This is a genomic window from Candidatus Omnitrophota bacterium (assembly GCA_003598025.1).
GTDB lineage: Bacteria > Omnitrophota > Gorgyraeia > Gygaellales > Profunditerraquicolaceae > Profunditerraquicola.
Genome location: QZKH01000002.1, coordinates 387,813 through 408,832, shown reverse-complemented (window position 1 = coordinate 408,832; position 21,020 = coordinate 387,813). Strand labels below are relative to the sequence as shown.

Genomic DNA, 21,020 nt, shown 5'->3' with positions numbered 1-21,020 from the left:
TCACCGCCACTACAATTTCGCCGAGTCTCTCGTTGAGACAGCGCTCAGGTTGTTACACCATTCGTGCGCGTGGGAACTTACCCCACAAGGAATTTCGCTCATCATTGTCCAGAATTTTCATCCTGGGATGGACTCTCTCTTAAATCTGGCATTGTTCTCGGTTGGCATCTATTCATATCTGATGCAATCCTAGAGATCTCACAAAAACCTTCTTTTGTAAGATGCTCTCCTCTTAGCATCATCAAAACAACTTTCCTGAACTTTATATACTCTAATGATTTTTTAGAGCGTAGTGGATTTTTATCGAAAAACGGGATTATAATTCTGGAGAGATTTTCAAGCTTCCTCACCCTCCAGCAGAATCTATCACCGTGATTCCTCCTTACTACACCACAGTTCATTGTTGAACGCAATTCATACAACAGATCAATATCGCGTTTATGTTGAACTACGGTTAGTTCAGGCAAAATCTGGAAACCGGATTTCAAATCCTCATGTTTGCTAATTCCAACATGAAAACATCCTTCTCCATCGATAAAACCTACTATCCATTCAGATGTCAACCTCGAAACTCTGCCGGGATCTCCAACGTTTGGTCTCTGAGGGGTCATGTGTTACTCCTTTCTGACTTCCCTGCGGATTGTCCCCGTGAATACTGCATTTTTACTGCTCCAGCCAAAAAGCTAAGCTAGTATCAGTATTTTTTGAGGATATCCCCGCATATAGTTGGTAATTATTCTCCGATAAACGGAGCAGGCTAGCGTTTACGTTAACCTTAGGACTGTTATAGTTACAGCCGCCGTTTACTGGGGCTTCGGATCAGGGCTTCGCTAATCTTACGACCGGCTAACCCCTCTTCTTAACCTTCCAGCACCGGGCAGGTGTCACACCCTATACTTCCTCTTTCGAGTTTGCAGAGTGCTGTGTTTTTGCTAAACAGTCACCCGAGCCACTTTACTGTGACCCCTTCACTTTCATGAAGAGGCACCTCTTATTGCGAACGTACGAGGCTATTTTGCCGAGTTCCTTAACGAGAGTTCTCTCGAGCGCCTTACCATATTCTGGAGGTCTACCTGTGTCGGATTACGGTACGGTCAGTTATACGACTTCTATTTGTGCTTTTCTTGGCAGCATGTTGTAAAACACTTCCCCCGCGGAAACCTTGGGGTCCCATCTCCTGATTACTCAGGGGATAACGCAGACATCCAACACTGCGCCGCACTAAACACACCTCGCGTCACACAAACAGTAATAACGCCATAAAACTGGTATCCGAATATTAACGGATTGTCCATCACCTACGCCATACGGCCTCGGCTTAGGCCCGACTAACCCTGGGCGGATTAACCTTCCCCAGGAAACCTTGGACTTTCGGCGTGTCTGTTTCTCGCAGACATTTTCGCTACTTATACCGACATAATCTCTAGTCCAACGTCCATCACTCCTTACGGTATGACTTCACTCGTTGGACTATGCTCCCCTACCGCTTTGCCGCTTGCGCGGCAAAACCCTTAGCTTCGGTAATAGGCTTAAGCCCCGATTATTTTCGGCGCGAGGTCGCTCGACCAGTGAGCTGTTACGCACTCTTTAAATGATGGCTGCCTCTGAGCCAACATCCTGGTTGTTTTAGCGAGCTCACATCCTTTACCACTTAGCCTATCTTTAGGGACCTTAGCTGAAGGTCTGGGCTGATACCCTTTAGACGATGGAGCTTAGCCCCCAACGTCTTACTCCCAAGATAAAAATAATGGTATTCGAAGTTTGGTTGGGTCCAGCAGTCTGGTAAGACCCTGTAACCCATTCAGTACTCTACCCCCATTATTCAATTCTTGAGGCTATCCCTAGAAATATTTCGGGGAGAACCAGCAATTTCTGAGTTTGTTTAGTCTTTCGCTCCAACCCACAGCTCATCCCACAATTTTTCAACATTGACGGGTTCGAGCCTCCACTCTCCTTTCGGAAAGCTTCACTCTGGCCATGGGTAGATCACTCAGTTTCGGGTCTACTATACGATACTAATCGCCCTATTAGGACTCGCTTTCGCTACGCTTGCAGCGCTGAACGCCTTAAGCTCGCATCGCACAGTAACTCGTCGGTCCATTATGCAAAAGGTACGCAGTCAGGCATTTCCTCAGCCGAAGCCGAGGACATAGCCCTCCTACCGCTTGTAGGTTTATGATTTCAGGTTCTATTTCACTCCCCTCACCGGGGTTCTTTTCAACTTTCCCTCACGGTACTTGTGCACTATCGGTTTAGATGTAGTTTTTAGCCTTAGACCGTGGTCGGCCCAGATTCCTACAGGATTTCCCGTGTCCCGTAGTACTTGGGATACCTTTAGGGTGCTTCAGAATTTAATATACGAGGCTTTCACTCTCTATGGCGTATCTTTCCAGATACTTCTACTATCCATCCACAATCCCACATTAAGGTCCCACAACCCTGATCTTCCTTGCGGAAAATCAGTTTAGGCTGTTCCCTCTTCGCTCGCCGCTACTAGGGGAATCTCTGTGATTTCTCTTCCTCAGGTTACTTAGATGTTTCAATTCGCCTGGTATAGCTTCCCTTTCACTATGTATTCATAAAAGGGATACCGCAGTATAACCCGCGGCAGGTTGCCCCATTCGGAATCCCCCGGATCAAAGCATGTTTGCTACTCCCCGAGGAATATCGGTGCTTACCCCGTCCTTCATCGCCTCATCTAACCAAGTCATCCGTGCATAAACCCTTTGTAGCTTGACCAATAAATCGAGATTCTCTTGGTTTAATTGTCCCGACGACCTCACTTTCGTTCGGTGTCGGGATCCCGACTTCACGTTAGTGAATGTCGGGATAGTTTCTACCTTCAAGATCTTCAAAAAGACCTTGTTACTTGAATAAAGTTGTCAAAGAACATCATTCGCATAATAATTACGCGAAACTAATCTACTCTATGTTACTTGAATTTTTCTCTTCTACCTGGTAGCCTCCGACATAAGATGTTGGAACACCTGCTTCATCATAAATAACTCTATTCTCAGGCATAACATTAGTAAGATGCCCGGTCCTCAAGTTAATATACTGATTTCCTTTGTCAGTAAGAGTGTACTCTTTATCTTCTATCACTCCTGTAGGCCCAGATGAAACCATGTTAAAAAAGAACAAACCGGCAATAAGTATTAATATACCCACGAAAATAGTACTAGAGCTGCTGCCAACATCAAAACCGCACATGTAACTTATCAAAATTATGAATCCTACTAATAAGATTAAAATAATTAAAATAGTCACAGTACCTACCCGTCCTTTGTTTAACTAGGATCTGACTGGCGGCCTCATGCTTGTTCCGCTTCGTGGGATTTCGCACAGCAAGTGCGTACTTGCCAATCCGATATGGCAAGGTGCGCTATATGCGGCTACGCCGCATTTCTCGTGCTCAACAAAGCATATATTTTCAAAGCTTACGCTTATGCTTGTAAATTGTGGAGCAGACCAGGATCGAACTGGCGGCCTCATGCTTGCAAAGCACGCGCTCTCCCAACTGAGCTACTGCCCCTGATTAGTTAATTGTTGGTGGTCCTTAGTTCATAGAAAGCTATGAACCATGAACTAATAAATTGGGCCCAAGTGGATTCGAACCACTGACCCCAGTCTTATCAGGGCTGTGCTCTAACCAACTGAGCTATGGGCCCGAATTTAAGTGCTTAATGTGTATACCCGTTATTAAAACAGGTCTGGCTACTCATTATGAGAAGCAGGTGTAATGCCCTGATTCATTACACTTCCTTACACCTTACACAATAAATTAGAAGCCCTCCCTCTATTGATTAGCACGGGAGATGACTCCTGTATAAATATATTAAATAGCCAAGTACGTAACGCGATGCGTTACGATTTGAAGTTCACAGTTCATAGTTCACAGAAATCTGTGGACTGTGATCCGTGAACAGTCGACTAATTTTTTCGCTAAGCGAAAAAATTAGAAAGGAGGTGATCCAGCCGCACGTTCCCGTACGGCTACCTTGTTACGACTTAGCGCCAGTCACCGGTCTTACCTTCAGCCCCGATTGCTCGGAGATTTCAGGTACTACCAGCTCCCATCGCTTGACGGGCGGTGTGTACAAGGCCCGGGAACGTATTCACGGCGGCGTAGCTGATCCGCCATTACTAGCGATTCCGGCTTCATGGAGTCGAGTTGCAGACTCCAATCTGAACTGAGCCCACTTTTTTGCGATTAGCTCCCCCTCGCGGGTTGGCAACGCTTTGTAGTAGGCATTGTAACACGTGTGTAGCCCAGGGCATAAAGGCCGTACTGACTTGACGTCATCTCCACCTTCCTCCCGCTTATCGCGGGCAGTCTCCTTAGAGTGCTCCACAATTCCCCTTACGGAAAACTGCGGGTGGCAACTAAGAATGATGGTTGCGCTCGTTGCGGGACTTAACCCAACATCTCACGACACGAGCTGACGACAGCCATGCAACACCTGTACAGGCTCCTGACTTGACAAGTCGTTCCCCTTTCGGTTCACTACTTCCTGTATGTCAAGCCCTGGTGAGGTTCTTCGCGTAGCGTCGAATTGAACCACATGTTCCACCGCTTGTGCGGGCCCCCGTCAATTCCTTTGAGTTTTAGCCTTGCGGCCGTAGTCCCCAGGTGGAGCACTTAACGAGTTATCTTACGGCGCTGAAGAATTACCCCCAACACCTAGTGCTCATCGTTTACGGCTAGGACTACCAGGGTATCTAATCCTGTTTGCTCCCCTAGCTTTCGCAGCTTAGTGTCAGGACTAAACCAGAGAGCCGCTTTCGCCACTGGTGTTCCTCCCGATATCTACAGATTTCACCCTTACACCGGGAATTCCGCTCTCCTCTTTTAGCCTCAAGCTATACAGTTTTGAAGGCAGTTCTTTGGTTAAGCCAAAGGATTTCACCCCCAACTTGTATAGCCACCTACCTGCCCTTTACACCCAATGAATCCGAGTAACGCTTGCCACCTCCGTATTACCGCGGCTGCTGGCACGGAGTTAGCCGTGGCTTCTTCTCTAGGTACCGTCAGCTCTTTGATGTATTAGATCAAAGAATTTCTTCCCCATCGAAAGAGGTTTACGATCCGAAAACCTTCATCCCTCACGCGGCGTCGCATAGTCAGGCTTTCGCCCATTGCTAAAGATCCTCGACTGCAGCCTCCCGTAGGAGTTGGGGCAGTGTCTCAGTCCCCATGTGGCTGACCACCCTCTCAGGCCAGCTACCCGTCTTAGCCTTGGTAGGCCATTACCCTACCAACTAGCTGATAGGACGCAAGCTCATCTCCAAATGATAGCCCTTGCGGGCCACCTTTACCGAATCCCCCTTATGGAGGACAGGCACATCGTGTATTACCCTTACTTTCGCAAGGCTATTCACGACTTAGAGGTAGATTACTTACGCGTTACTCACCAGTTTGCCGCTATATCCTTTTTTCTCGGTTCATCTGCCTTGCGGCTTCAAAACTTCAAAAAAAGGTATCGCTCGACTTGCATGCCTAATCCACGCCGCCAGCGTTCACTCTGAGCCAGGATCAAACTCTCCGAAAAAAATAGAATAGTTTGTATAATGGCTCTTAATTCTCTTTATTGATTTGTACCTCGCACTTACTTGGCTATTTAAATTTAGAAAGAACGATTATTTGCGTCTCTGATGACACCTGGCTTTAAAGGACAAGCCAGTGTTGCGTCTCTGATGACACCTGGCTTTAAAGGACAAGCCAGTGTTGCGTCTCTACGCAAAATAAAAACGCTCCGACGATTTGTCGGAGCGCTAAATTTACTTAAAGCTCCAAAAAGCCGGTTTCTGTTATTTAACTAAATTTTCAATGTCTCTATAATTGTCTTTCACGGTCTCAATTGCCCCTTTTTACAAGGGGACACATAATATACATAATTATATTATTATTGTCAAGTATTTTTTTTCTATTTTTTTTATACTTTTATTAGCTCAAAAGTATATATATTGCAGTGAATTAGCTACCTGGCGACTAATTCCGTAATTTTGAAGATAGGCAAGAACAATGCGACTACGATGCCGCCAATGATCACACCCAAAAAAGCAATAACTAAGGGCTCGATCAAGCTTGTAAGAGCAGATACTGCAGCATCAACCTGTTCATCGTAAAAATCCGCTATCTTACTAAGCATTAACTCGAGCTTACCGGTCTGCTCACCGACCCCTATCATCCTGGTGACCATAGGAGGAAAAACCTTGCTTCTTGATAAAGGCATGGCGATAGGTTCACCGTCGCGTACTGATTTGCGGCAATTGCTTATTGTTTCTTCCACTATCTTATTGCCGGATGTCTTAGCCACAATATCAAGTGCATTTAGAATACTCACGCCACTCTTAACAAGGGTAGAAAAAGTCCTGGAGAATTTTGCCAGGGCAACTTTGCGGAATAAAGGACCAAGTATAAAAACCTTCAATTTAAAAGCATCAAAATTATACCTTCCCCTTTCAGTGCTGATATATTTCTTAAACAAGAACCCTGATATACCAATTGCTATCACAACAAAAACAAAATAACTCCTTAGTATGTCGCTGACAGAAATCAGTATCTGCGTCGGTAAAGGCAGATTGCCCCCAAGCATTTCGAAGATCCCCTTAAAGGTAGGCACAACCTTAATTAATAATACCGAGGTAATAATTATAGCCATGCTAACTACTACTGCCGGATATACCAGACTTGAACGGATCTTTCTGTTTAAAGCGGTAGTCTTCTCCATGTAAGTTGCCAGCCTATCCAATACCTCATCAAGCATACCTGAAGCCTCCCCTGCTTTGGCCATATTTATAAACAGCTCAGAAAATATTGTGGGGTGCTTAGCCAGGGCATCGCAGAAGCTGGTGCCTGACTCAATATCCTGCTTTACATTCAGTATTACATTTTTCAAGGCAGATGACTCGATCTGCTCCCCAAGGATACCCAGTGACTGCACTAAAGGGATACCTGCGTCTATCATTGTAGCAAGCTGCCGGGAAAATATAACCAGGTCATCAAGTTTGGCCCTGCCGCCTGTTTTCTTTTTGCCTATAGCCTTATTCTTTGTCAGTTTAACCGAAACGACTATGAGCTCTTTTTTATGCAGGATTTCTATTACCTCAGCTTCACTTCCTGCTTCGGCTATACCGGAGACGCTGCCGCCGCTTTTATTCTTGGCTACATACTGATAGCTGTTCATAAAACCTCCTGCTCGGTTAAAATTTATCAACTATTTTTAAGAATGCCTCTACTACTTTGGGGTCAAACTGAGACCCATTATTGTTTTTTATCTCTTCAATTGCCTGCTGCTTGGTCAACGGCTCCTTCCTGTAAGAACGCGAAGAAGTCATCGCCTCAAAAGCATCTGCAAGATTTAATATCCTGGCTCCGAGCATTATCTCTTCGTTTTTAAGCCCCAAAGGGTAGCCTTTCCCGTCAAATCTCTCATGGTGCTGTCTTACCAGGTCAATTATCCCGTCTAGAAATGTCAACGGCTCCAATATCTGGGCGCCGGTCAGCGGATGTTTCCTCACCTGTTTCCACTCCTCATCGGTAAGGCTCGACGGTTTTGACAAAATATTGTCCTCGATACCGATCTTGCCCAAATCATGTAATTCACAGGCATCTCTTATCTGCTCTATTTCATGGACAGATAACTTCATCTCTTCAGCAATAGCGACCGCGTATCTTGCCACATTCTCAGAATGGCTATGAGTATAATGGTCCCTTGCATCAATTGCATGAGCCAAAACTTTTATAGTATGCATGTAAGTAGAACGCAGGTTTTCATAAAGTTTAGTAAGATTCTTTGTGGACTCTTCTATTCTTTTAGCCAATACGATATTCTGCTTCTGCAGGGTCTGATTATGCTCTTTAAGACTCTGAATCAATTTATTGTGCGACTGGGTCATGCTGTAAAGTTCAAAACCCTTCTTAGCCAGAAAAAATATCCTTTCCAAATTAGCATAATCATCTATAAATTCATAAACCCCATTTTCAATCAATTCTTTAGTTATTGAAGAGCTGTTTTTCTTATCTGTGACGCACATAATAATGGTATCCTGGTCTATGGCTTTAAGTTTCCTTATAAAGGCTTTATCATCCTCATCCCTACCATGAAGTTTTACTATTACAATACCGAATTTTCTCTCTTTTAAGGCAAAGGCCCCTGCCTCATAGCTGAATTCGATCTGGACCGAACAGCCCATAGCGCTGCTAATCTTTTCCTTAAGATACCTGGCCATAAATTCTTCATCGCTGATTAAAAGAATGTTTCCCGAATACTCCATTATTATTACTCCTCCGTAGTTACCCTTATGGCTTCCTCTAAAGTAACAATCCCCTGTTGAACTTTGATAAAAGCATCGTCTCTAAGCGTCATCATACCGCATTTATCTATCGCGTATGCCTTAATGGCATCCAGAGATTCTTTCTTTATTATCATTTCACGCATTATATCATCAATCAGGATAGTTTCCAATATCGCAATTCTTCCATAATAACCGGTGTTGCTGCAAAACTTACATCCCTGCTCTCCATAAAAAACTGTATTTGCATACTTAAACCCGACCTCTTTTAGAAAATCATCGGGTATACTTACCGGTTTCTTGCACTTGGGGCAAAGCTTTCTGCATAATCTCTGGGCACATAGCATGACAAGGCTTGATGCAACAAGAAACGGCTCTACACCCATATCAATCAAACGGGTAATACTTGATATTGCATCATTGGTATGTAAGGTTGAAAACAAAAGCTGCCCGGTCAACGCTGCTTTTATCGCGATATCTGCTGTTTCTGAATCCCTGATCTCTCCTATCAGAATAACATCCGGGCTCTGTCTTAATATAGAACGCAGGCCCGAGGCAAAATCAAGCCCGATCTCAGGCTTAACCTGCAGCTGAGTTATACCTTCTATCTGGTATTCTACAGGATCTTCAATAGTAATGATATTCCTCACAGGTGTATTCAACTGGTTAAGGACAGAATAAAGCGTGGTAGATTTTCCTGAACCAGTAGGCCCTGTTACAAGGATCATGCCAAAAGGCTTAGAGACCGCTTCTTTAAATATCCTCAAAGGCTCTTCGGAAAACCCAAGTTGGTCCAGGCCTATTGAAAGGTTGCCTTTATCCAGAAGCCTTAACACAAATTTCTGGCCAAATGTCGTTGGTAATGCAGAAACCCTGAAATCAACCTCTTTATTCTCAAACCTGACTTTAAACCTGCCATCCTGCGGCAGCCTGTTTTCAGTTATATCAAGGTTGGAGATAATTTTTAAACGCGCCAGTACCGCGTTCTGGTTTATCTTTGGTATTTTAAATATATCATGTAAAGCTCCGTCTATCCTGTATCTTATACGCAGGCAATCCTCTTCCGGCTCTATATGTATGTCTGAAGCCCTCTTTTTCAGGGCTTGAGTAAGCATCAGGTCTACCAATTGCACTATAGGCGGCTTTTCGCTGTCCTGGATTACTGCACTCAGCTCTATTTCTTCCTGCTTTAACAGTTCCACATCTTTTTCTTTCTTAGCCGCACCCATCTGGCCGAGGCTTGATTCTTCCAATATCTGCTGCATATTCTGAGTCTCCAGCCTATATTGTGATTCGATGGCCCTGGTTATCTCTTCATTAGAACTCAACACCGTATCAATACTGCAGCCAGTCAATATCCTTAAATCGTCGAGAGCGAATATATTCAACGGATCAGACATAGCAACAGTCAGCGTATTGCCTATTCTGGACAACGGGATAACATTATATTGCCTCGCCATACGCTCAGGTATTAACTTAACAATATTCTGGTCAAATTTATATTTAGTAAGGTGCAGAGTTGGAATATAAAGCTGCTCAGATAAAAGAGAAAGCAGGCCCTCTTCGGTAATAAGCCCCTCATCGATAAGTACGCGCCTTAATGGGACCTGCCTGTTTTTTTGCACGTTTAAGGCCTTCTCAAGCTGGTCTTTGGATATCTTTTTGCTCTTCAATAAAATTTCTATAATGTTTTCTTTTAATGTCTGCATTCTATTTGTCCTCGTCGGGAGCAGTCACCCTAAGCACTTCTTCTAAAGTAGTCAGGCCGTTTAAAACTGCGATCATACCATCCTCGCGCAAGGTAATCATACCCTCAAGGCGAGCCTGTTTCTTGATTATATGCTCCTGTGCCCTCTTAAGCACCAAATCCCTTACTGCCGGCGTTAAGATAAGCATCTCGGCTATGCCGATTCTTCCGCGGTATCCCAGGTTAAAACAATGGGAACAACCCTTGCCTTTGTAAATCTTAGGTTTGGATGTTTTATTCAAAATAGGTTCGCTCTGCCTGATCTTAGCTAAATCGATGCCTTCGCATTCATTAAGTGAATTTTCATACAGAGATACCAGGTCCGTATAATTAATCTTCAGGGTCTTAAGCACATCTTCACTTATATGCTGTTCTTCCTTGCAATATGGGCAAATCTTGCGCACAAGCCTCTGGGCAATTACACAGATTAAAGAAGAGTTAATCAAATATGGTTCTACTCCCATATTAATAAGGCGCGCTACCGCTCCGCTTGCAGTAGTTGTATGCAGCGTTGAAGTCACAAGATGCCCAGTAAGAGCGCTCTTTATAGCAATATCAACGGTTTCAAAATCCCGGATTTCGCCGATCATTATTACGTTCGGGTCCTGCCTAAGTATTGATCTAAGAGCTCCTGCAAATGTCAAACCAATTTCAGGCCTTATTGTTACCTGGTTTATCCCCTCGATTTGAAACTCAACCGGGTCTTCGACGGTAATGATATTCTTTTCAGGGCTGTCTACTAATTTAAGAACGGAATAAAGAGTCGTAGTCTTACCGGACCCGGTAGGCCCTGTTACCAGGATCATACCATGAGGCTGCCTGGCGAGCTTGCCGACCTTATAAACTACCACCTTATTAAAACCAAGTTTATCAATATCTAATGTCGCCTGTGATTTATCTAATATTCTTATTGCTGCCTTTTCGCCAAAACTGGATGGAAGTATCGAAATCCTGAAATCGATTTCCCTGCCAAACATTTTTACTTTGAATCGCCCGTCTTGAGGAAGCCTGTGTTCAGCCACATCCAGGTCAGACATAACTTTTATACGTGAAATGATTGAAGCATGCATGCTTCGGGGAGGCGCCTGCTCTTCCTGCAAAATACCGTCTATTCTAAAACGAATACGCATCTTTTTATCCAAGGGCTCAACAAGGATATCCGATGCTTTTTTCTTAACCCCCTGTTCTAATATCATATAGGTGATCTTTATGACCGGGGTCTGGCGGCTTATTTTATTCAGCTCCTGGTCACTCAAAATTACCTGCTGCTCTTCCTTCACCAGCTCTATCGGAGCAACAGCCATTTCTTTGACCAAATCATCGATTACACCTCCCGTAGAATCCGGGAAGGCGGCCTCAACTGTCTGGTTTATATCTTGCAAAGATGATATTATTGGATTTATTTTGTATCCTGTCAAAGAGCCCACATGGTCTATGGCAAAAATATTAAGCGGGTCTGCCATAGCCAATGTTATTGTGTCGCCCATTTTGGATACAGGTATTATTTGATAATGCTTTGCTATACTGGCTGGAATGATCTTTGCTATTGCCGGATCGATCCTGAATCTTTTAAGGTCTATAAGAGGGAACCCCAAGCCTTCACTGAGAGCCGAAATGAGATCGCTTTCTTTTATAAAATGGAGTTCTACTATAATATCGCTAAGTTTACCCCCCTTTGTTTTCTGGAGCTCTAATGCCTGGTCCAGTTGTTCGGGAGTCAGTAATTTATTGTTTATAAGGATTTCGGTAAGTCTTTCTTTAAGCGATATCATCTTTTAAAAAAGAAAGCGCAAAGTCGAACTTGCCAGTAAAAACTAAGCTATAATTGGTTTCATGCTCCGCTTTTACCCTTTGCGCCCTAAAGTGAATCAAGGTTAATGGAATTATTCTTTGTCTTTATAGTGCTTCTCAATTGCGTTCTTTATATCCGTAGATGTCGAAACAAAAGTCTGGATATTGCATCCAGTTAATAACTCTACGTCCTCAATAGCCTGGACGTTTAAGGGATTTGACATAGCCAATGTGAGGTTATTGCCTATTTTATCTATAGGGATCAATAAATACTGCCTTGCAACCCTGCCGGGGATGATTTCTGCTACCTCAAGGCTGATCTCATAATTACTCAGCGGTAAATAAGGGAAACCGTACTGCGCTGTGAGGGCCTGTGCGATATCTTCTTCTTTAGCATAGCCCATCTCAACAAGAATCTCGCCTATTAAACCACCTTTTTCTTTTTGGTAAGCCAGTGCCCTGTCAAGCTGGTTCTGGTTGATAATGTTTCTTTCCAGTAATAACTCGCCTAAATGTTTATTGATTATTCGTTTTATTGCCATATTAATTCTTGTCGGTAGCTAAGATCCGGTTCTTGCCTTTCTTTTTTGCTAATTCTAAATAATCTTTTGCCTTGGAGATCAGCTCTCCGGTCTCTATACCATCCAGAGGGTTCTCGCTTACTCCCCCGCTTACCGTGAGTCTTTTATTTACGTCGCTATCTTCTCCGAAGCTGAACTCAATCTTCCTGCGTATGTCTTCGGCTATATCCTGAGACTGTCTTTTATTCTTTTCAGGCAAGACCATCGCAAAGCAATTATCTCCGAACCTTGCCACCCTGTCTACTTCGGACGCTGAATCCTTGATCAGATTGGCTATTTTCTTTAATGCGGATTCTGCCTGCAAGAGCCCGAAATTATCATGGAAATTCTTAAAGTTATCTACATCCATAAGGACAAACGAACAAGGCCTCTGATACACAATCGCCCTTTTTATCTCTTCCTGGAGGCGGTTACGTATATAGCTTTCGTTATACAAACCGGTAAGAGCATCTTTTATTTCAAGCTTCTCTACCCTGTGAACAAGGATATCGTTTTCTACAGCTATCGCTGTCTGTTTTGCAAAGATATCAAGTAATTCCATGTCATCTTTATTATAAAGAAAATCTTCCTTGTTATTGCCTATCGCCAGTATGCCCGTTACCCTGCCTCTTAAATATATCGGCAAGGCCAACGCATTCCTCAGTCCGAATTTACCGTCAAATTCTTCTATAAGGTGGGCAGGCAGGATATTATGTTTATCAATTATTAATGGTTTATTGGATTTAATAGATTTATTGAATACGCCGGATTCTCCAATCTGTATACCCATTAAACGCTGCGAGTTAGCGCCATCGACAATTTTCATAGAGAAACTGTCTTCTTTATCTTCCCTATACAACAGAAATGCCACTTCTGAATTAGCTAAAAGCCGCGATTTTTCAACAACGACCTTTAATATATCCTCCAACTTTGCACCCTGTGATATTAAAGAGCTTATCTGAAGAAGGCTTGACAGCACAAGCACTCGTCTCTGTATCTCAAGATTGATTTCAGTGGTTTTCTCTCCATAGTTCTTCAACTCATCCATGTTCAGGCGGATCCTCTGGGTAAGCTGATTTAAGGCTTCCCCCAGTTCTCCAACCTCATCTTCTTTTTCCAGGCTAATTCTTCGCGTGATATCCCCTGCCGCAATAAGTTTGGCATCGTTGCTGACCATAAGTACCCTGTCAAATATCTCCTTTATAACAATAAACCCTATAACGGAGATAAAAATACTTATTATCACCGAAAAAGCAACATCCATTTTGATTCCGGCCTGGGGCAATACATAATTTGATACCAGATAAAGACAGACTAATAAGGGCAAAACAGACATCAGGCTTACGGCTATCCTTAATTTATATTTAAGGCCGCGTGAATAATTAAAACCATTATTCTTACCCATTATATTATCCCCCTGTTTTTACTGCTTATATTATAATATTCAAAATAATTATATACTATAACCTGATATGTAGCAATAGTTTTGTTAACGCTTGCCTCTCGGCAAGCGTGGCTCAATGTTCATAGTTCGTAGTTCATAGTTAATAGAATTTATGCAAGCTCCATCAACTTTGAACCATCAACCATAAACCAGCCTATCTATTTCTTATAGCCCCTATCCCTGTTGAACAGTCTCAAGGCATTTAGTCAGCTCTGCTTTTAGCGATTCTTTGCCTGCACCTATATCCAGAAAATCCCAGGGAAGAATCTCATCAACATCCCTCTGCCTTACATAGATTTGAGGGTCTATGTTAGATTCTGCAAATGCCCGCATCCATATTTCAAAAGAAAAATTGCTTTTCCAGGCATCAAAGCGGGCCCCCAGGGAAAAAGCCTTATTAATCACTTGAGAGAGCCTCCTATCTCCGCGTGAAAAAACCGCTTCAATCAAACTCATATGCTTATCATGAAAATTTATTTTTATTTTTTTATTTTTAGATTTTTTCCTAAGATACTCCTGCTTCTGCGATATCGCATCCTGCGACTCCATTTTTAGCCACTGAAAAGATGTATGCGGTTTTGGTATAAGGTTATTGATACTTATATTTACCTGGGCAGCAGGCAAGTTATTCTTTTTGCGTAAAAAAGAAACTTCATTAGCCATGTCTACTATACTATCTAAATCATTATAGTCCTCTCCAGGTAATCCGATCATAAAATACAATTTTACATGATTATAACCGTTTTGGTAAGCTGCCTGAAGAGTATTAAAAAATTCCTTAGTGTCAAATCTCTTATCCATGGCATCCCTTAGCTTCTGGCTTCCGGCCTCAGGGGCAAAGGTCAGCCCGGATTTTTTTATAGTAGAGATGGTCGAGGCTAAGTTGCCGGAGACGTCGCGGGGTTTTATTGAAGGCATTGATAAACCCACACCCTTGTCTTTAAAAAAGGAAGTAAGCTTATCAAAAAGATGTTCTACCTGGGGATAATCGCTTACTGACAGGCCGGTAAGAGATATCTCTTCGTAACCAGTCGCCTTATATAGCTTATCAGCAAATTCAATAACGTTGTCTATCTTCCTGAATCTCAACGGAGAATACTGGCTGCTGGCCTGGCAGAACCTGCATTTATTCGGGCAGCCCCTCATAATCTCAATATTTATCCTGTCATGGACTATCTGCACGTAAGGAACAAGCCAATCTAAAGGATAGTATGCGCTATTTAGATCCTTAACAAATCTCTTGGCTATCCTTACAGGCACACCGGGACTATTAGGTTTGAAACTAGATACTCTGCCATCATGATCATATTCTACATCGTAGAGAGACGGGACATACACGCCTTCTATTGCTGAAAGCTGCACAAGCAGATCTCTTTTGCTGTTTATTTGATTTCTGCTGCCCTTTTTATAATCCCGGTAAACATTGATTATATCCCGGATAGCCTCTTCAGCCTCCCCAATAACAAAGAGATCAAAAAATTCATGCATAGGCTCAGGGTTCATTACACACGGGCCGCCTGCAATAACCAAAGGCATGCCGCTGTCCCTAAGGCTGGATAGAAGAGGAAGCCCTGAAAGTTCAAGCATATTCAATACATTTGTATAGCCAAGCTCATTCGATAAAGAAAAACCTACTATGTCAAACTCTTTCATTCTGCTTGCACTCTCAAGAGAAACTAATTCCAAGCCCTCCTGCCTCATGAAATGCTCAAGGTCAAGCCCAGGTGAAAAAAACCTTTCGCAGGACACATCATCAAGCGAATTCAATAATGAGTAAAGTATACGAATGCCTAAATTACTCATTCCAATCTCATATAAATCGGGAAAACATAGAGCGACTTTTATGCCGCTTCTTAGAAAATCCTTCTTTGGGATGTTCCATTCTCTGCCTATGTACTGGCCCGGTTTTTGTATTTTTAGAAGTATTTCTTCATTCATTTCTTAGAATACAGTCCTTGTCTTATCAATATTAATCAGTATGCCAAGTAAAATAAAAGTTATCAGAACAGAAGACCCTCCATAGCTCATCAACGGCAGAGGCAGCCCGACTACGGGTGCTAAGCCCAGTGTCATGGCGACATTGATAAAAATCTGAATAGCAATTATTGAAGATATCCCGAAAGCCAACAGCTTGCCGAAATAATCCCTTGTCCTTAGCCCTATGTTTATCCCTTCTTTTATCAGCAGGAAATAAAGCATGAATAAAATTAATGCTCCTAAAAATCCCCATTCTTCTGCAAAGGTAGCAAATATGAAGTCAGTATGGGATTCCGGTAAAAAGTGTAACTGGCTCTGCGTCCCCGAAAGCCATCCCTTACCGAACAAAGCGCCTGAGCCGATAGCAATCTTTGACTGTATTATAGTATAGCCTGCCCCAAGGGGGTCAATATTCGGGTTAATAAATACCATCAACCTGTCCCTTTGATAATCTCTCAAAAAATGCCAACCAACCGGCAGCAAGCATAGCACGGTTAAAACAAGTATACTTATATACCTCATCTTTACTCCAGATATAAACACGATTAAAATGAAGATAAAGAAAATCATGAGAGCACTCCCAAGGTCGGGTTGATCCATAATAATCAACATAGGAATAGCTATATAGATAAAAGGTATAATCAAGCCTTTTAATACCCCGAATTGCCTGGCTACTGATCTTACATCATCTACGGATTGCATACTGAAATACCTGGCAAGAAACAGGATTGAAACAAATTTTGCGAATTCTGACGGCTGAAAATTAAACCAGCCAAAACTTATCCATCTCTGCGCCCCTAAACGCGTTATGCCGGATAACGCAGCAAATATCAATAATCCCAAAGAGAAAAAATACATAAAATATGTCACGTCCCATAATTTTCTATAATTGAAGTTTGATACAAACACACAAGCCAACATCCCTATGCCTATCCAAAGTATCTGTCTTTTGGCAACATCTTCCCAGGGCTTAGCTTCCTTATTATAAGTACTGCTATATATTGCAGAAACTCCTATCAGAGAAATCATCAACGCAACTATAAGTATTAATAACCCCGAATTTCTCATATGAGTTAAATAAGCCCCTTCTCGCTCATCTCCTGAATAATCTGCTTTGCCACCAAACAGGAATAATATCCTGCGCTGCCGTTTTCCAAGAATACACAGATCACAAGCCTGGGTTTATTGGAAGGAAAATATCCGACAAACCAACCATGAGGCTGCTTGCCTGATACCTGTGCCGTACCGGTTTTACCAGACACAGGCAAGGTAAGAGAATCCAGGACATTTCCCGTACCGCTGGGGAGAGTTACCACTTCTCTTAAGCCTTTGTTTATGATATCCATCGTGCTTTTCTTCAGTTGTATCTTTATATTTTTTTTGTGCGTGGCAGAGATATCAATACCGTCAACGGATTTCACAACATAAGGATTTACCAGGTAACCTTTGTTAGCAAAAAAACACATGACCTTTGTCATCTGAATAGGAGTGGTCATTAAATCTCCCTGGCCGATCGCAAGATTCGCCGTATCTCCGTCAAACCAGCTCTTGAGTTGTGAAATTTTTTTCCAAATAGGGTCAGGAACGAATCCTGCTTCTTCGTAAGGAAGGTCTATGCCTGTCGGTTTTGACAGGCCTAATTTTACGGCATAATCATGTATGGCCTGTGCTCCAGTCAAAAGTCCGGTACGATAAAAAAATACATCACATGAATTAGCCAAACCCGATATAACATCTTGATTACCGTGGGTATTCCAGCATTTGAATTCTCTGTTGCCGATTCTTGTCTTACCGGTGCACACAAACGATGTGCCAGAATTTATTTTGCTGGTCTCAAGCGCTACAGCAGCTACGATAATTTTGAAAATAGACGCAGCCGGGTATTGGCCGCTTATTGCCCTGTTTATCATGGGGGCGTCAGAATCATTAAAAACATTCCTGAGGTATGAGTTTTCTTTTTTGATAAAATATGAAGGATTAAAATTCGGGCTGCTTGACATAGCTACAATCTCTCCGCTATAGGGATCCATAATTATTACGCATCCTTTGCGATTGCCTAACTTGTCTTCTACGATTTTTTGTATTTCCGAGTCTATCGTCAACTGTACATTCCTGCCATTCCGCGGGGATTTAAACCCAAGCATTCGCATAAATTTACCTTTATGGTCCACTTCAAACGAGATGCCTCCCTCCTCCTGGCGCAAATAATAATCATAGCGTTCTTCAACTCCGCCAAAACCAACTATGTCTTTGGTATTATAACCATAATCTTCCAGCTTGGTTAGGCGCCACCGATCGATTTCGCTTAAGTAGCCTGTGACATGAGAGGCTAGGTTTCCATTAGGGTAATACCTGACAGGATTGGGATAAACCAATAATTCGGGAAAAGAGTTTTTTAGCTCACCCAGCGCTATTGCTTTTTCTACGCCAATATTGCCTGCTAAAAGAGTAGGTGAAAATGAAGATACGAAATTTGACTTAAAAGTCCTGATTAAATCTGAAGTCTTTATGCCGGTTATGGAAGCGACCTTAAGAAGGGTAGCATCAAAATTAACAGCATCCTTAGAAACAACCATTACATCATAAGATATCCTGCTGCCTACTATAAGTTTGCCTTTACGGTCAAGTATATCCCCGCGTGCTCCTCCTTGAGGCAAAAGACGTATGCAGTTTTTATCGCTTAACCTTAAATATCTTCTGCCATGCAATATTTGCAGGTTCATAACCCCAAATAACAGCGTCAGGAATGTTAAGATTATAAATATATTCAGAAATTTTATTCTCATCTCTATTCAACGGTTAAACAGACTCTCTTAATCTCTGGACCTGAAAAAAATCTCTGCGGCCCTGAAAATCAGAGGAAAAACCAGGGCGGTATAAATAATATCGATAAATAAGATCCTGGAATAGATGCCCACAGGGACCGGATGATTCATAAACAACAATACGGGTTTCAGCAATAAACCGTTTACCAATACGACCAGCCCCATAAGAGCCATGCGGCTGTAATCATTATCTATAAATATTCTTTTTAGCAACTGCTCAACCATATAAATACATAAAGCAAAAATCAGGATATTGGCTCCTATGGGATTGGCTGATAGAACATCCTTCAGGAATCCTGCTAAGGCAGCGAACATGACTGCGGCTTTATTATCGAAATAGAATGTCGCTATAACTGAAACGGCCAGGAGAAGGTCCGGCTTTACGTTAAATATCTTAACCAGGTTCAAAATAGTTACCTGGATTACAAACACCACAAGAATAAAAAAAATAAACGCCAGGTATCTCATAATTTACACAATAATTTTATAATTATTTTATTACTATTAATACCTCTTCGATATTGGATAAGTCAACTGCGGGTTTAATAACCGCATAACGGCTTAAGCCTGAGAATTCCTTTCCTACCTTTGCTACCGAGCCCACTAGTATGCCTTTAGGATAATTTTCAGTTAAACCGGAAGTAATAACTGCGTCGCCGACCTGGACATCGGCATCTAACGGCAGGTATTTCATGATAAGGGAAGAACTTAATGTGCCGGTTACCAGTCCTTCCTGCCTGTTACGCTGTATTATAGAAGATACGCCTGAATTAGCGTCGTTTATAAGCATAACTGTGCTGGTATCCTGGTTGGCCTCGACGACCCTGCCCAAGAGCCCAAGGTAATTGATTACTACAAAACCTACCCTTATGCCATTTGTCTTTCCCTTATCTATTATCAGCATGGAAGACCAATTGTCGGCCGGGCGGGATATGACTCTTGCCACAATTACTTTAAAAGGGGTCTTTTTCTTAAATGATATTAATTCCAGCAGGCGGGCGTTTTCTATCTTTATTTCTTCTGATTCATTGAGCCTTCTCTTTAAAGTCTGGTTTTCTTTTATCAGGCTCTCTCTATGATGCATATTCCTGTGAAAGAAAATAATCCCTTGTATTTCTTGCTTGATAAAACCGGCGATGGTTAACGGGAATTTAATTATTTTTATAGTCGGCGGGCGCAGGACAGGTACGCTGAGTGCAATCGCAATCAGAATTACTGAAGAAACTACAATACTAGTTATATTATTTCTTTTGAGCCTAAACACATTTTTATCTATATGAACGGATAGACTAGAGTTTTATAGGCGTGCTGACATCTCTTAGCAAGCGTGCGTTATCCAAAACTTTTCCTGTCCCTTGCGCAACAGCTGTTAACGGATCTTCAGCTATATGCACAGGCAGACCTGTCTCTTCAGAAATAAGTTTATCTAAACCCCTGAGCAGCCCTCCCCCGCCTGCAAGCACAATACCGTTCTCAATCAAATCAGCTGCTAACTCCGGGGGCGTTCTCTCAAGAGAGATTTTAGTAGTTTCGACTATCGCCCTTAAAGGCTCCTGCAATGATTCTCTTATCTCTTCTGATGTTATAGTCACTGACTTAGGCAGGCCTACGACTAAATCCCTGCCTTTTACCTCAAGGGTCATTTCTTCTTCTAAAGGATAAGCAGAGCCTATTTTGATTTTTATATCTTCTGCAGTACGCTCACCGACCATAAGATTATAAGTTTTTTTAAGGTATTCGATGATGGCCTCATCCATTTCATCTCCACCTATACGTATAGATTTAGAAAATACTATACCGGCCAGCGAGATAACGGCAATTTCTGTGGTGCCGCCGCCAATGTCAATTATCATGTTGCCAATCGGTTCCTGGATAGGCAGGCCCACCCCTATTGCTGCGGCAACCGGCTCTTCTATAAGATGCACTTCCCGTGCCCCTGCTCTTTCTGCGGAATCCTTTACGGCCCTTTTTTCAACTTCAGTTATTCCCGAAGGTATAGCAATGACTAAACGGGGCCTGCGTAAGACCCTTCTGTGGTGCACTTTCTTTATAAAATACCTGAGCATTGCCTCAGTCACTTCAAAATCAGCTATAACTCCGTCTTTCATAGGCCTTATAGCAATAATATTACCGGGGGTACGCCCAAGCATACGCTTAGCTTCATCCCCGACAGCTTCTACCTTAGCAGTGCTTTTTCTTATTGCTACGACTGAGGGTTCGCACAAAACAACCCCCTCGCCTTTGACATAAACAAGGGTAGAGGCTGTTCCTAAATCAATACCCATATCATTAGAAAACAAACCCAGGATATAATCGATAAATTTCTTGATAATAGCCAGCCATTTGGCCATATTAAGCCCCTTTTTAACAGTGCGTAAATT

General features: G+C 42.5%; 13 protein-coding genes, 2 tRNA genes and 2 rRNA genes. All 17 read right to left on the bottom strand.

Annotated elements, in window-relative coordinates; genetic code table 11:
* Window positions 1–2,746, bottom strand: a 23S ribosomal RNA gene (locus tag C4533_02290); the annotation flags it as partial.
* A gap of 176 nt (window positions 2,747–2,922) precedes the next feature.
* Window positions 2,923–3,210, bottom strand: coding sequence for a hypothetical protein (locus C4533_02285; GenBank protein RJP29836.1), 288 nt, complete (start codon window positions 3,208–3,210; stop codon window positions 2,923–2,925).
* A 246-nt stretch (window positions 3,211–3,456) separates the two neighbouring features.
* A tRNA-Ala gene (locus C4533_02280) sits at window positions 3,457–3,532 on the bottom strand.
* A 62-nt stretch (window positions 3,533–3,594) separates the two neighbouring features.
* Window positions 3,595–3,668 (bottom strand) — tRNA-Ile (locus tag C4533_02275).
* A gap of 289 nt (window positions 3,669–3,957) precedes the next feature.
* Window positions 3,958–5,549 (bottom strand): 16S ribosomal RNA (locus C4533_02270).
* A gap of 429 nt (window positions 5,550–5,978) precedes the next feature.
* Window positions 5,979–7,187, bottom strand: coding sequence for a type II secretion system F family protein (locus C4533_02265; GenBank protein RJP29835.1), 1,209 nt, complete (start codon window positions 7,185–7,187; stop codon window positions 5,979–5,981).
* Window positions 7,188–7,203: 16 nt separating this feature from the next.
* Window positions 7,204–8,277: an HD domain-containing protein gene (locus C4533_02260; GenBank protein RJP29834.1), complete on the bottom strand. Its 1,074-nt coding sequence runs from the start codon at window positions 8,275–8,277 to the stop codon at window positions 7,204–7,206.
* Between the two features lie 5 nt (window positions 8,278–8,282).
* Window positions 8,283–10,004 (bottom strand): secretion system protein E, encoded by a 1,722-nt coding sequence (locus C4533_02255; GenBank protein RJP29833.1) that lies wholly within the window; start codon window positions 10,002–10,004, stop codon window positions 8,283–8,285.
* Between the two features lies 1 nt (window position 10,005).
* Window positions 10,006–11,814 (bottom strand): secretion system protein E, encoded by a 1,809-nt coding sequence (locus tag C4533_02250; protein RJP29832.1) that lies wholly within the window; start codon window positions 11,812–11,814, stop codon window positions 10,006–10,008.
* A 111-nt stretch (window positions 11,815–11,925) separates the two neighbouring features.
* On the bottom strand, window positions 11,926–12,375 hold the full coding sequence (locus C4533_02245; protein ID RJP29831.1) for a hypothetical protein: 450 nt from the start codon (window positions 12,373–12,375) through the stop codon (window positions 11,926–11,928).
* A 1-nt stretch (window position 12,376) separates the two neighbouring features.
* Window positions 12,377–13,798, bottom strand: a complete 1,422-nt coding sequence (locus tag C4533_02240; GenBank protein RJP29830.1) for a diguanylate cyclase — start codon at window positions 13,796–13,798, stop codon at window positions 12,377–12,379.
* Between the two features lie 213 nt (window positions 13,799–14,011).
* Window positions 14,012–15,775 carry a TIGR03960 family B12-binding radical SAM protein gene (locus C4533_02235; GenBank protein RJP29829.1) on the bottom strand — a complete coding sequence of 588 codons (1,764 nt, stop codon included), beginning with the start codon at window positions 15,773–15,775 and terminating at the stop codon, window positions 14,012–14,014.
* Between the two features lie 3 nt (window positions 15,776–15,778).
* The gene (gene rodA, locus C4533_02230; protein RJP29828.1) at window positions 15,779–16,882 is read right to left on the bottom strand and encodes a rod shape-determining protein RodA; all 1,104 of its coding nucleotides are present in this window, start codon (window positions 16,880–16,882) and stop codon (window positions 15,779–15,781) included.
* Window positions 16,883–16,887: 5 nt separating this feature from the next.
* Window positions 16,888–18,600: a penicillin-binding protein 2 gene (mrdA, locus tag C4533_02225; protein ID RJP29827.1), complete on the bottom strand. Its 1,713-nt coding sequence runs from the start codon at window positions 18,598–18,600 to the stop codon at window positions 16,888–16,890.
* A 27-nt stretch (window positions 18,601–18,627) separates the two neighbouring features.
* On the bottom strand, window positions 18,628–19,107 hold the full coding sequence (mreD, locus tag C4533_02220) for a rod shape-determining protein MreD (GenBank protein ID RJP29826.1): 480 nt from the start codon (window positions 19,105–19,107) through the stop codon (window positions 18,628–18,630).
* A gap of 22 nt (window positions 19,108–19,129) precedes the next feature.
* Entirely contained in the window at window positions 19,130–19,903 is a 774-nt protein-coding gene (gene mreC / locus C4533_02215) for a rod shape-determining protein MreC (protein RJP29825.1), read from the bottom strand.
* Between the two features lie 25 nt (window positions 19,904–19,928).
* On the bottom strand, window positions 19,929–20,990 hold the full coding sequence (locus C4533_02210) for a rod shape-determining protein (GenBank protein RJP29824.1): 1,062 nt from the start codon (window positions 20,988–20,990) through the stop codon (window positions 19,929–19,931).
* Window positions 20,991–21,020 lie beyond the last annotated feature (30 nt).

Excerpts from the sequence above, each read along its gene's own strand:
- mreD (RJP29826.1), bottom strand. The coding sequence starts at position 19,107 with ATGAGATACCTGGCGTTTATTTTTTTTATTCTTGTGGTGTTTGTAATC.
- C4533_02250 (RJP29832.1), bottom strand. The coding sequence starts at position 11,814 with ATGATATCGCTTAAAGAAAGACTTACCGAAATCCTTATAAACAATAAA.
- C4533_02235 (RJP29829.1), bottom strand. The coding sequence starts at position 15,775 with ATGAATGAAGAAATACTTCTAAAAATACAAAAACCGGGCCAGTACATA.
- C4533_02240 (RJP29830.1), bottom strand. The coding sequence starts at position 13,798 with ATGGGTAAGAATAATGGTTTTAATTATTCACGCGGCCTTAAATATAAA.
- C4533_02265 (RJP29835.1), bottom strand. The coding sequence starts at position 7,187 with ATGAACAGCTATCAGTATGTAGCCAAGAATAAAAGCGGCGGCAGCGTC.
- C4533_02210 (RJP29824.1), bottom strand. The coding sequence starts at position 20,990 with ATGGCCAAATGGCTGGCTATTATCAAGAAATTTATCGATTATATCCTG.
- C4533_02260 (RJP29834.1), bottom strand. The coding sequence starts at position 8,277 with ATGGAGTATTCGGGAAACATTCTTTTAATCAGCGATGAAGAATTTATG.
- C4533_02255 (RJP29833.1), bottom strand. The coding sequence starts at position 10,004 with ATGCAGACATTAAAAGAAAACATTATAGAAATTTTATTGAAGAGCAAA.
- C4533_02245 (RJP29831.1), bottom strand. The coding sequence starts at position 12,375 with ATGGCAATAAAACGAATAATCAATAAACATTTAGGCGAGTTATTACTG.
- C4533_02285 (RJP29836.1), bottom strand. The coding sequence starts at position 3,210 with ATGTGCGGTTTTGATGTTGGCAGCAGCTCTAGTACTATTTTCGTGGGT.
- mrdA (RJP29827.1), bottom strand. The coding sequence starts at position 18,600 with ATGAGAATAAAATTTCTGAATATATTTATAATCTTAACATTCCTGACG.
- rodA (RJP29828.1), bottom strand. The coding sequence starts at position 16,882 with ATGAGAAATTCGGGGTTATTAATACTTATAGTTGCGTTGATGATTTCT.